Annotated in this window: 10 protein-coding genes; 6 read left to right on the forward strand and 4 right to left on the reverse strand. The window is 36.1% G+C overall.

Annotated features, from left to right (window positions below; translation table 11 throughout):
- Positions 1-135: 135 nt before the first annotated feature.
- Both AC06G9_RS09740 and AC06G9_RS09745 read right to left on the reverse strand, forming a co-directional pair.
- Positions 136-981, reverse strand: coding sequence for an ATP cone domain-containing protein (locus tag AC06G9_RS09740; RefSeq protein WP_045755731.1), 846 nt, complete (start codon positions 979-981; stop codon positions 136-138).
- A gap of 69 nt (positions 982-1,050) precedes the next feature.
- A complete protein-coding gene (locus AC06G9_RS09745; protein ID WP_108159816.1) occupies positions 1,051-1,839 on the reverse strand; it encodes a sulfite exporter TauE/SafE family protein in 789 nt (262 codons plus the stop codon).
- Positions 1,840-1,944: 105 nt separating this feature from the next.
- On the opposite strand from AC06G9_RS09745, the gene AC06G9_RS09750 reads away from it, so the two are divergent.
- The 3 genes from AC06G9_RS09750 (at position 1,945) to AC06G9_RS09760 (ending at position 6,544) form a co-directional block, all read left to right on the forward strand.
- Positions 1,945-2,244: a YgaP family membrane protein gene (locus AC06G9_RS09750; protein ID WP_480958031.1), complete on the forward strand. Its 300-nt coding sequence runs from the start codon at positions 1,945-1,947 to the stop codon at positions 2,242-2,244.
- 250 nt (positions 2,245-2,494) lie between these two features.
- Entirely contained in the window at positions 2,495-3,712 is a 1,218-nt protein-coding gene (locus tag AC06G9_RS09755) for a DEAD/DEAH box helicase (RefSeq protein WP_045756063.1), read from the forward strand.
- 222 nt (positions 3,713-3,934) lie between these two features.
- On the forward strand, positions 3,935-6,544 hold the full coding sequence (locus AC06G9_RS09760) for a BamA/TamA family outer membrane protein (RefSeq protein ID WP_248753872.1): 2,610 nt from the start codon (positions 3,935-3,937) through the stop codon (positions 6,542-6,544).
- Between the two features lie 68 nt (positions 6,545-6,612).
- Here AC06G9_RS09760 and AC06G9_RS09765 read toward each other — a convergent pair whose 3' ends face one another.
- The gene (locus AC06G9_RS09765) at positions 6,613-6,948 is read right to left on the reverse strand and encodes a DMT family transporter (protein ID WP_094772900.1); all 336 of its coding nucleotides are present in this window, start codon (positions 6,946-6,948) and stop codon (positions 6,613-6,615) included.
- Between AC06G9_RS09765 and AC06G9_RS09770 the strand changes: the two genes are divergently transcribed.
- The gene (locus AC06G9_RS09770; protein WP_248753871.1) at positions 6,947-7,159 is read left to right on the forward strand and encodes a hypothetical protein; all 213 of its coding nucleotides are present in this window, start codon (positions 6,947-6,949) and stop codon (positions 7,157-7,159) included. The two genes, AC06G9_RS09765 and AC06G9_RS09770, sit on opposite strands and share 2 nt — an antisense overlap.
- 132 nt (positions 7,160-7,291) lie before the next feature.
- Here AC06G9_RS09770 and AC06G9_RS09775 read toward each other — a convergent pair whose 3' ends face one another.
- Positions 7,292-9,457: a S46 family peptidase gene (locus AC06G9_RS09775; protein WP_480958032.1), complete on the reverse strand. Its 2,166-nt coding sequence runs from the start codon at positions 9,455-9,457 to the stop codon at positions 7,292-7,294.
- A 144-nt stretch (positions 9,458-9,601) separates the two neighbouring features.
- On the opposite strand from AC06G9_RS09775, the gene AC06G9_RS09780 reads away from it, so the two are divergent.
- A complete protein-coding gene (locus AC06G9_RS09780; RefSeq protein ID WP_045752219.1) occupies positions 9,602-10,540 on the forward strand; it encodes a hydrogen peroxide-inducible genes activator in 939 nt (312 codons plus the stop codon).
- Positions 10,541-10,574: 34 nt separating this feature from the next.
- On the forward strand, positions 10,575-12,350 hold the full coding sequence (locus tag AC06G9_RS09785; RefSeq protein ID WP_094772956.1) for a chloride channel protein: 1,776 nt from the start codon (positions 10,575-10,577) through the stop codon (positions 12,348-12,350).
- Positions 12,351-12,363: the final 13 nt, after the last annotated feature.

Genomic DNA, 12,363 nt, shown 5'->3' on the forward strand with positions numbered 1-12,363 from the left:
TTTAGTACTGTTTTTTCGCTTGTTACCGCAGTAAATAAAGTGAAAAAACAATACTAAATTAAAATGTTATAAAAAGTAATCTCTCGTAGTGGAAGATTCATTGATCGTATTTGGTCTAATAAAATATCATACTCATCAGGACTCTTCATCCACTTTATAATCGATCAATTCTTTAGCCTCTTGTAGCACCAATCTTAATTTTTCTGGACTTAGTTGGAGAGATTGGAGAGCATTTTTATCTTTTAAGATATCTTTCACCAATATGATCTGATGTTGCAATAGTGTTTTTTCCTGTTCATCAGTTAGTGTGGTCAAGCAGGTCACCGGATAAAATACGGCTCTATCTACACGTCTTTTTATACTATTGTCTTCGGGATAATCCCATGAAAGAAAGTTTACGCCGTAGTATTTTCCAAAATCTTTAGAATCAGAGGTTAAATAAGCATTGGTGACAAGCCAGCCTTGTGTAAACTTTTTGTATTGCCCAAAAAAATGATAATCAATATCACTGATGTCGTTAAATCGAGACAAAAAATACATCGGGGTTGTTACCGAGATTTTAGCGTCAATATCATTTCTGAACTTACATTCAATAGCAAGCATTTCATTGCCTTTAGCAGCCACTACATCAATCTCATGTGACACAGCATGCCCCTGCACTGTTTGTCCTGTTGTACTTTCAAATCCATACTCTTGAAATAATCGACCTATCCATTTCTCGAAATAGAATCCCTCTGGGCCAAGTTCGCGAAGTGCCTTTTTTAGACTATATCGAGCTGCAAGCGAGTTTCTTTGAGATTTCAAAGCCTCAAAAGCTAATTGGTATAAGGCCTTCGTACTGATACCATCAAATAATTTTTCTTTTATTTGAGCGTACACTTTTTCTACCTGATCATGATTAGCTCCCGAACGTGTCAACGAGTGACGTAAACTGTCGCTATTAAATGGGACTAACTCCCCAGAATATTTTTTTACGAGCATAAGATCTTTAATAAGTTACTCCATTTTTAAGTTAACAATACAATTTACGTGCTAATAATAGCAAGATAACTAAAAGAGTTCCTTAATTAAAATATACGTACCCACAAAAAATATAAACCAACCAAAAATTGGTTTTAACTTGTCCGTCGCGATTTTTTTTTGCAGATAACTACCTATTGCTACACCTAGGATCGTTATAGAAAGTAGCTTTACTAAGAAAAACCAATCCATTTGTACATGATCTATATCTCCTAAAAATCCGATGAGTGAATTTAAGGTTATGATGGATAGCGAAGTGCCAATTGCAATTCGAATCGGCATGCGCAATAAAATAACTAAAGCAGGAATGATTAAAAATCCTCCGCCAGCTCCTAAGAAGCCCGTCACTAAACCAATTCCAATTCCCCAAAAGATCATTTTTGTTATTGGTTGTTTTATAGGATGATTGGTACTGACCTGAATCTGTTTATTTTTGATCATACTCCAGGAAGCGCCCAACATCAATACCGCAAAAGCAATCATAGTGATCGTTGATTTTGTCAATTGAAAATGATGGATTTGCAAAATAACTTCTGGAATATGGACCAGTAAAACTTTACGAACGATGAGGATGACAAAGACGGAAGGAATTCCAAAATAAGTCGCTGCACTATAATCCACACCATTTTCTTTTATTTTAAGGAAACTACCTATTAAGCTCGTGAAACCAACAATAAATAGGGAATACGATGTTGCTAATGTAGGATGTATATGGAATAAGTAGACTAAGACCGGTACAGTTAAAATGGAACCACCTGCACCGATTAATCCGAGCGTGATACCGATGAAAATGGATAAAGTATAACCTATGATTTCCATCGTTGAAACATTGTGTCGCAAAGAACGGAATAAATATTAGTAAACAAAAACAAAACTGTACGCAGATTGTTATAAAAAGTAGAACAACTTATAAAATTTATACATATGGGTACGTTAGTAGATAAAGTAATTAGCAAAGTTAAAAGTAAGGTAGACGAAAACTGTGAAAACGGTAAAATTGAAACCTCAGAGCGTATACTTTCAGTTGTAGCTGGTGGATTTATATTAGGTGCAGGTGTGAGGTTTTTAATAAAGCACCCTTTAACGGCACTTTCTGGGTTGTCTCTAGGAGGAGCACTTGTCTACCGAGGTGTGACTGGCAAATGTGCTTTCAAGAAAGCCATTGAGGACGATGCCGAGCGTGTCGAAGTGATTGAGCATCGATACTTTATAAAGAAAGATTAAGTTGATAATAAGCAATTTCGATATATAAAAAGCAAAGATCTAATCGTGATATATTAGGTCTTTCTTTTTTACTCTATGATCCTTATTATTTTTATTTTAGACGTGTAATAAAATAGAATTATTAATCTCTCCCAAATCCGATAGCTTTATATATAATTTACTGAAAATCATGTAGTTATTATTTAATATACGGTAAATAAGAAAAAAAAGCTTACATTATGCTGATTTTTAAAGTAAAAGATAAAAAATATTGAAATTTACAGAATTTGGTTTAGCATCTTCGTTGGAAGAGGGCTTAGATAGCATGGGATATGAAGATGCAACACCTATCCAGGAACAGGCAATACCTGTTGTGCTGGAGCATAAAGATTTGATTGCTTGCGCGCAAACAGGTACGGGTAAAACAGCATCTTATTTACTACCCGTTCTACATCAGATCGCCGAGGAACAATCCGACTATATAAATACGTTAATTTTAGTTCCAACTCGAGAGCTGGCTTTACAGATTGATCAGCAAATCATGGGTTTAGGCTATTTTACTGGAGCCACTTCCATAGCTGTATACGGCGGGGGAAATGGAATGGATTACGAACAGCAACGTACAGCAATAAAAGAAGGAGCGAATATTATCGTGGCAACGCCTGGTCGCTTAATTGCACATTTGGCTTCAGGAAAACTTCATTTTAATAAAGTGAAGCATTTTATTCTTGACGAAGCTGACCGTATGTTAGATATGGGATTTCATGAAGATATTATGAAAATTATTAGTTTTCTTCCTGAAAAAAGACAAAATTTATTGTTCTCTGCCACGATGCCAGGTAAGATTAGAACACTAGCTAAGCAAATATTACACAATCCAACGGAGATCAATATTGCTTTATCAAAACCTTCTGAAGGTATTAGTCAACAGGTTTATATGGTATATGATGATCAAAAAACAGCGTTGATACAACACATTCTTACCAACCCTATCTATACAAGCACCATTATTTTTGCCTCTAAAAAAGAATTTGTAAAGCGATTGTCTATTGATCTGCATAAGAATGGGATCGCAGTTGAGGCATTTCACTCTGATTTGGAGCAGGTGCAACGTGAAGATATCATGAATCGCTTTAAAGCAAAAAAGATCAATGTATTGATCGGTACTGATGTTATTTCCAGAGGTATTGATATCGTAGGGATCAGTTTGGTTATCAACTATGATGTACCGCCGGATCCAGAAGATTATATTCATCGTGTGGGTCGTACTGCTCGAGCAGCGACCACAGGAACAGCAATTACTTTTGTTAATCAGAAAGATCAACAGCGCTTTGCCAAGATCGAAGAGTTGATCGGATCAAGTATTGAAAAACTGCCACTGCCAGCAGGTTTTTCTGAAGGTCCAGTTTTTGATCCAAATCGTTTTTCGGAACATAAAAAGAAAAATACAAGAAAGAAGAAATTCAAAAAATTCGTTAAGAAAGATTAATTATAAAGGGTTTGGCCATGTCAAACCCTTTATAATTTAAGAATTATTCGGTGATTAATTTTTATTTGATATGGCACGCACATCTTGTATAAGCCATTAACTTGCCTTGCTTATGTCTCTTGTTAGATATCAATTTCTGATGAGATGCATGCCTACCATAAGTGCAATTGAAAATTTTATGTATTTTAGATTTAAAATTGACCTTGCATTAATTCATATCGCATGAACCGTTACACATCCCAGCTCTATAAATATAGGTATTGCATCGTCAATGTATGCTTTTTTATCAATTGTATATCCTTATTAAATGCCCAAACAAAAGCCTCATCGGGTGTTGATTCCGTTTATGCTGTGATAGATCCAAGCTATGACAAAGTGAGCAAAATTCATCGATTTTGGCTCGGAGATTCCTATCGCAAATTATACAATACTCCAGTAAAGATGCGAGTGATGAATCTTCAAGATGAATTTGGGGGTCTCAGCATTGTTAAACTTGGAGGAGGGATGCAGACACAATCGTTACGGCTACGAGACAGCACGGGGCGAGAATGGGTGCTGCGCTCTATAAATAAATATCCTGAAAGAAGTCTACCTGAAAATTTAAGACATACTATTGCAAAAGATATTGTACAAGACCAAATTTCTATCGCTCATCCTTTCGGAGCACTGACGGTGCCAACGTTTAATCGTGCATTGCAAATTCCACATGCAAGCCCTTCATTGGTCTATGTGGGGGATGACCCTGGCCTAGGAGAATACCGCCAAATTTTTAGAAATAGAGCCTACATGTTTGAACCTCGCGTACCCTTAGAAGATGAAAATGCTAAAACGGACAATACGCTCAAAGCACAACGTAAGTTAGAAGAGGACAATGATATCCAAGTCGATCAAGGATTGACGTTGCGAGCAAGGTTATTAGATTTTCTATTAGGCGATTGGGATCGACATGAGGACAATTGGCGATGGGATGCTCAAAAAGTGGAAGATAAGAAAGTTTATAGTCCCGTGCCACGAGATCGAGATAAGGTTTATTATAAAACTTCCGGTGTATTCCCTGTCTTGCTGTCTATGCAGTGGCTGAAAGCACATTTACAACCTTTCGGAGATCATATTCGCAATGTCGGACAGTGGAATTTCAATGAAAGGCACTTTGATCGTTATTTCCTGAATCATTTAGATGAAAAAGAGTGGAAATCTGAAGTTCAGTATGTTCAAAAGATCATGACCGATTCCTTAATTGATGTTGCTATGGCTCAAATGCCAGATACCATAGTAAAATTGAGTGCTGCGGAACTAAAAGGACATATCCGTGCAAGGAGAGACAACTTGATGGAGACGGCCCTAACTTATTATAGGGACTTAGCAAAAAATGTCGATATAGCCGCCTCAGCGAAAAATGAATTCTTTTATTTCACCTTTCATAAGAATGGTTCTATTGAATTGGAAATTAGGAACAAGAAAAAAGATGGATCTGTAGGTAGAAAATTGGTTAAAAGAACGTTTTATCCAAATGAAACTAAAGAGTTAAGAATTTACGGTCTCGCAGGGACAGATGTATATCATCTAAAGGGAAAGAGTAAATCAAAAATAAAACTCAGATTGATTGGTGGGAAAGGAGCAGATAGTTATTACGTAGAGCCTACTTTCGCCCGTAGTAATCGCGTGTATGTTTATGATGATAAAACCGACCAAAATACATTTGAAACAAACAATGCGTTGCAATTAAAACTCTCTAACGATAGCCTTATACATCATTATGATCGGAATAGTTTTAAATACGATAGAACAGGTATACTCGCATCTTTACAGTACAGCGTAGATAAGGGACTCATGTTAGGAGCTGGCTATCTCATCGAGAAACAAGGGTTTAGAAAAGATCCCTATGCATTTAAGCAAGATTTTTGGGCACATTATACCACAGGTCGAAAATCATTTAATTTCAAATATAGTGCTGATTTTAAATCGTTATGGAACAAAAATGATTTTTTAATACAGTTGGAATCCGATGGGCCGAATAACCAGGAAAACTTTTTTGGGTTGGGAAATAATACAGAATTTGAGGAACGTAAAAGTAGGGGAATTCAATATTATCGAAATCGATACGATCGAATTTATGCCAACTTTTTATTAAAAAGGGATTTTGGTAATCATTGGAATTGGAAAGCTGGATCTTCCTCTGATTTGATCATCAGCAATGAAGAAGATAACAAAAGTCATTTTTTTGAAAAGTATGCTTTGGAAAACCCCAGCATTCCAGTTTATGGAAAATTTTTCTTTACAGGAATTTTAGCGGCTTTGCAATACGATAGCCGTGATCAAAAAGATAATGCTAAAAAAGGTGTTTTTTGGCACAATTTGATTGAAGCAAAAAGTCAGTTAACTGCCGGTAATCATCAATTTATGAGAGTAAAATCGACATTTAGTTTTTACAAAACAAATACTGCAGATTGGATCACATTAGCGAATCGGACAGGATTTGAAACTTTGTTCGGTGATCCTTTAATTTTTCAATATGCGCAGTTAGGTGGTGAAAACAGCTTACGGGGATTTAATTCTAAGCGTTTTACAGGAAAGACGATGCTCTACAACAATTTTGAATTGAGACTTAAAGTTTGGAGTTTTGACTCTTATTTAGTTCCAGGAACAGTTGGAATCATTGGTTTTCATGATATAGGGCGGGTTTGGATGTCTGAAGAATCTTCTAGCCGATGGCACACGGGATATGGCGGTGGATTATATATCATACCTGCTGATCTTTTGGTCATTCAAGCTGTTGGAGGATTTTCAAAAGAGGGGTTTCGTCCTTATCTAAGTATTGGTCTCCGCTTCTAATCAGGATATTTTTGTAAATGCATAAATGGATTTTTAAACGAACGTCTAAAAATCCATTTAAGTATATTTTAAACAGGTTGATCTTTTCCACCGAAAGTAACCAATACCATCCCAAAGACAATAATGGCTGAACCTAAAATTTGCAACCAAGTCAACGGTTGTTTGAAGATGAGGGCCATCGCAAGTTGTACCGTAAGAAATGTTCCTCCCGAACATAAGGCAATTACGATAGGCTGGGGAAAAGTTTTAAATAATTGAATTAGAAACCAACTTGCAATTATTAGAATTAAATTTCCTGCAATCAAAGCAGCCCAATGGTATTTAGGATGAATGCCTCCGTACTTGAAAATAACCGTAGATATAATCTGACAAATCCAAAAAGAAACAAAAAAAAAGTAGTTCATGTCATTAATTTTTGATGAAGATAAATTAAATCTAATTGAAATTTTAATAATATCTGCTATTTCTTATCAATTAAATTGCGAGTTAAGATTACCTTTTTGGAAAGCAAATCGTGAAGCTTTGATCGCTCATGAACGATGTGGACGGGCTAGCGTCTCAAGTTATTTGGAAGACCATCTTAAGAAAGAAGGTGGGATAGTGTCGATTGAATAATTATAAAGTATATCCTACTAATTGAAGATTGAGGTGCAAGATTGGTCCCTCAGACTTTAAGTAATAAAATTGGCCCCATACAGTAATTAAACTTTATGGGGCCAAATATGAATGTCTTAATTTTTAATAATTTTAAATACCCATTTCTTTAAGGATAAATTGTGCATTATCAATTTTGTCTGCTACCCACAATACATAACGAATATCGACACCAATTGAACGGCTATAGCTATCATTCCATGCAAAATCGTTGATAGTCGCATCATATGAGCGATCGAAGTTGACACCGATCAATTCACCATACGCATTCATAATAGGCGATCCCGAGTTGCCACCGGTCGTATCCATATTGTAAAGCATATTCACAGGCACATCATTTAATTCTTTTTTAACATATGGTCCAAAATTTTTATTTTCCCATGCCGTTTTGATTTCTGAAGGATAGTCAAAGTCTGCTTCACCAAGATTACCCTTTTGTATGATACCCGCTAGTGTAGTGAAGGGTTTCATATAAGTAGCATCTACTGGTGAGTACCCTTTTATATTACCGAATGTCAATCTTAAGGTCGAGTTGGCATCTGGAATAAAGTTTTTGGATTGGTACAATTCCTTAACAGCAACATAGTCACCCATCAATTTATTGAGGACACCATCTCTTCTTTTTTGCTCCACAGCAAACTTTTGGATATCAAAATCTAATGCAGATTGGAATTTTAGCAGTTCATCAGAATAGGCCAACAGACTCTTCGAATTTGCTAAAATATGATTGAATACTTCTGCACTATTATTTAGTTTTGATTCTGTAATTAATTTTCCTGCATATGCTCCAACGAGTTGTGGATCGTGGAATTTTAACTTTTGAATGCTTTCAATTTGATTATTGCCTTGGAATGCATGTGCATCTTCAAGCATCTTAGCGAATATTCGTAGATCCGCATATTGACTATAGCTTTCATAGATAGCCTCTAAATTTGTTTTTAATTTAGCGCTATTCAATTCAAAAAATGCCTGTTGTTGTTGTGTTGTTTTTTGTTCTAACATAGCTGCTTTGAAGATATTTATTTCTTTTGCAACACGCATTAGACTGGTACTGGTGTAGATATTATTCATCCACATTTCTTTGTAAGCGTCTTGGTTGATCAAGTTATACAATCCATCGATATCACTCATCAATGTACCATATTTAGTTTTCAAATTTGCTTTGCTGTTGATAAATGCGCTTAAAGCCTGATCCTCTTTTCTTTTAGTATCAATCAAAGCAATATTGCGGAGACCTTTTAGTTTTCCTTTGTAATTTTTAAGCACATTAGCATTTCTTTTGATACGTGTTGCCAGGTACAGGGCAGCATTGTTATCTGTTTTGCCCGCCTCATACATACGATCATTTTGAAATTCGTACAAATTAGATACATAAGGCAACAAAAAGTTTTGCTGATATTGGATGTATTGTGCAGGGCGATGTCTAAATGTACGTCCTGGATAACCCAAAATAAATACAAAGTCATTTTCATTAACACCTTTTGGATTTACTTTTAAAAATTTCTTTGGTTGATAGGGTACATTATCTTTTGAAAATTTGGCAGAAGCCCCATCTTTACCCACATATGCGCGTAAGAAAGAATAATCACCTGTGTGACGAGGCCATACCCAATTGTCTGTTTCACCACCGAACTCACCGATATTTTGGCGAGGAATATAAACGAGACGAACGTCTTCAATAGTTTTGTAACGAAATAGAACATATGTTTTACCAATAAACATTTCGGAAACTTCTGCTTTTATCGTTGGATCTTGCTTTTGCGCTTCAGCAACTAATTCCTGTTGCTTTTTCTTTATTACATTGATTCGTTCAGAAGGATCGGTAATCTGTGCAACAGCAGACAATATTTTGTCAGATACATCCTCATAAGAGTCTGTTATACGTATGGTTAGACCTCTAGCCTCAATCTCTTGTTCATGCGATTGTGCAACGAAGCCATTTTTAAGGTAATTATTAATAGGTGTACTAGCTAATTGTACAGCAGAGAACGCACAGTGATGGTTGGTGATAATCAGTCCGCTACCAGATATAAATGAACCCGTACATCCACTCACTTGTACCAAAGCATCTACTAGACCCACTTTTCCAGGATTATAAATATCTTTTTCACTAATTTTTAGGCCAGCACTCTTTAAGCCTGCTCTGCTTAATTCGCTAAGTGGAAACATACCTTCGTCAGGTGATTTCGCTTGGATGGTAAAGGCAGTTGTTGCTAAAAGAAGGAGCAGGCTCCATGATTTGGTGTTCAATAACTTCATGTTTGTTTATATAATATTAATAGGAATGTTTCGTTTCCGATCCAACTCCAAAGATAAAAAATAATAAGTATATATCTTTCGCTCTTCATTCGATCATTTGGTATGAAATATGTTTGTTACTTTTGTACAAATAAAATTGCTAAGATGACGCTCATCCAATTAGAGTATATAGTCGCCGTTGATACATATAGAAACTTTGTAGCCGCTGCCGAAAAGTGTTTTGTGACACAGCCCACATTAAGTATGCAAATCCAAAAACTGGAGGAGTCGATAGGAGTTAAGATTTTTGATCGTAGTCGTCAACCTGTCGTTCCGACAGAAATAGGAGATAAGATTATCGCACAAGCACGTACTATCCTTATTGAAAGCAAAAAGGTATTGGAGATTGTACAAAATGAAAATGGAGAATTAGATGGAGAATTACGCATAGGAGTCATTCCTACCATAGCGCCTTATCTGCTACCTACTGTATTGACAAGTTTTATGGATAAATATCCTAAAATACAATTGCAGATCTGGGAATATACAACTGAGCGAATTATTCATGAGTTAAAAGTAGGTCTTTTAGACTGTGGTATCTTATCAACGCCCCTGCATGAAGCCGGGATTGTCGAGAAACCACTATTTTATGAAAATTTCGTTGCTTATATTTCCGAACAAAGTCCATTATTTGGCAAAAAGATGTTGAGTGCAGATGATATCGGAGAAGATAAGTTGTGGTTGTTGAATGAAGGACATTGTATGAGGGGCCAAGTGTTAAATATTTGCCATCATAAACATAATTATGATACTTCGGGTCGCTTTGAGTATAATACCGGTAGTGTTGAGACATTAAAAAAAATGGTCGATATCAACGCTGGTATTACGATTTTACCTGAATTGTCGATTGTGGATTACAATGAAGACCAGCTTAATCGTATTCGCTATTTTAAGGCTCCTGAACCGGTGCGAGAAATTAGTCTTGTAACGACACAGAATTTTGTGAAAAAACATGCCATAGATGCATTATCAAATGAAATCATGGATGCCATACCAGATAAGTTCAAAACAAAGAAAAAAAAGGAAGTTCTAAGTTTTCAATAAAATGATTAATCATACATTAAGAAGTCGGCTAAACATGAAATTAAATGCGCTCAATAACTGGCGTATGCATAAGATTTCAAATCGTAATTTCATCATTATCCTTGCTTTTGTAGTCGGAATATTTGGAGGGATTGCGGCCTCCGTTTTAAAGGCTTTAACACATTTCATCGCATCAACCTTGCAAGATGATGTTGATTGGCACTATAAATATTCATTTTATTTATTTTTCCCCTTACTCGGTATATTATTGAGTGTATTATATGTGCGTAAGGTTTTAAAATCAAAGAATTTAGAGCATGGTATAACTCCTATCATATACGCGATTTCTAGAAAGTCGAGTAATATCCCTGCACATAATATTTATTCACAGATTGTTACCTCTGCCATGACTGTAGGCTTTGGAGGATCTTGTGGTTTAGAAGCTCCAATTGCAATGAGTGGGTCAGCAATCGGATCAAACACAGGGCGTTTTTTTGGGTTACAGTACAAAGAGGTAACGATGCTGCTGGCATGTGGTGCAGCAGCGGGTATAGCCGGTGCTTTCGATAGTCCGTTGGCAGGGATGGTATTTGCAATCGAGATTTTATTACCTGAATTTTCTATTCCGGTGCTTATTCCTTTATTGATCTCTGCGGCTATGGCCTCCGTTATTTCACAATCTTTATATAGTGAACCTTTATTTCATACCTTTAGTACAGAGTGGGAGGTCTCAGCCTTATTTTTCTACTTATTGTTGGCCCTTTTAGTTGGTGGATATTCTGTTTATTTTGCTAAAATAAGTACTGTCGTAAAGAATTGGTTTGCTCATATTCAAAATCCATATAATAAGGTTTGGGTCAGTGGAATATCATTGGGTCTAATGATCTTTATCTTTCCAGCTCTTTATGGGGAAGGTTATATTGCTATTCAACAAATTTTGAATGGTCAATTTAATGCAATTGTGAAAAACAGTTTGTTTTCAGATTATCAGGATATCGGTCTTGTTATATTAGCCTACTCGGTATTAACGTTATTTGCAAAATCTTTTGCAGCCTTATTTACACTAAACGGGGGTGGTAATGGTGGAGTTTTTGGACCAAGTCTGGTCATGGGAGGTTTACTGGGCTTTGCGTTTGCATATGGTGTCAACCTCACGGGAGTGACCGAATTAAATGTTCCTAATTTTGTAGTAGTGGGTATGGCAGGAGCATTAAGCGGGATTATGCATGCACCATTAACAGGAGTTTTCCTTATTGCGGAAATTACAGGCGGTTATGGTTTAATGGTTCCGCTCATGCTGGTTACTTCCATTTCTTATTTAATAAACAGATCTATTCAGAAATATTCTATCTATACCAAGGTATTAGCAGACTCCGGTGATCTGCTCTCGTATGAAGATAAAGATCGATCCGTATTGAGTATGATGAAAGTCCGATATGTACTGGAGACCAATTTTGTAATTTTGCGACCTGATGAAACGCCTAAGATGAGACAATCGGATATCATCCATAGCAAACGCAATATTTTTCCTATTGTTACTGAGAAAGGAAAACTATTGGGAATCCTATATAGTGAACGCTTATTTTCTATTTTACTAGGTGAGGAGGAAGGTATCGATCAACCTTTTCATAAATTAGCTGAAATACCAACCGATCTTGTTAAAATACATGAAGAAGATATGGAATCGGTCATGCTTAAGATGAAAAAAGATGATGTCTGGATTTTACCAGTCATTGATAAGGACGGAAATTATCTTGGCTTTGTGTCCAAGTCCAGTGTGTTTAATAAATATAGAGCACTACTGATGAGGCAGGGACATTACCTAGAATAATATTAATGGCTTT

The organism is Sphingobacterium sp. MAE, from assembly GCF_056711605.1.

What these genes read in the sequence shown, in the direction of transcription:
- AC06G9_RS09770 (WP_248753871.1), top strand. Translation starts at nt 6,947, where the DNA reads ATGTCATTAATTTTTGATGAAGATAAATTAAATCTAATTGAAATTTTA.
- AC06G9_RS09760 (WP_248753872.1), top strand. Translation starts at nt 3,935, where the DNA reads ATGAACCGTTACACATCCCAGCTCTATAAATATAGGTATTGCATCGTC.
- AC06G9_RS09785 (WP_094772956.1), top strand. Translation starts at nt 10,575, where the DNA reads ATGAAATTAAATGCGCTCAATAACTGGCGTATGCATAAGATTTCAAAT.
- AC06G9_RS09775 (WP_480958032.1), bottom strand. Translation starts at nt 9,457, where the DNA reads ATGAAGTTATTGAACACCAAATCATGGAGCCTGCTCCTTCTTTTAGCA.
- AC06G9_RS09765 (WP_094772900.1), bottom strand. Translation starts at nt 6,948, where the DNA reads ATGAACTACTTTTTTTTTGTTTCTTTTTGGATTTGTCAGATTATATCT.
- AC06G9_RS09745 (WP_108159816.1), bottom strand. Translation starts at nt 1,839, where the DNA reads ATGGAAATCATAGGTTATACTTTATCCATTTTCATCGGTATCACGCTC.
- AC06G9_RS09780 (WP_045752219.1), top strand. Translation starts at nt 9,602, where the DNA reads ATGACGCTCATCCAATTAGAGTATATAGTCGCCGTTGATACATATAGA.
- AC06G9_RS09750 (WP_480958031.1), top strand. Translation starts at nt 1,945, where the DNA reads ATGGGTACGTTAGTAGATAAAGTAATTAGCAAAGTTAAAAGTAAGGTA.
- AC06G9_RS09740 (WP_045755731.1), bottom strand. Translation starts at nt 981, where the DNA reads ATGCTCGTAAAAAAATATTCTGGGGAGTTAGTCCCATTTAATAGCGAC.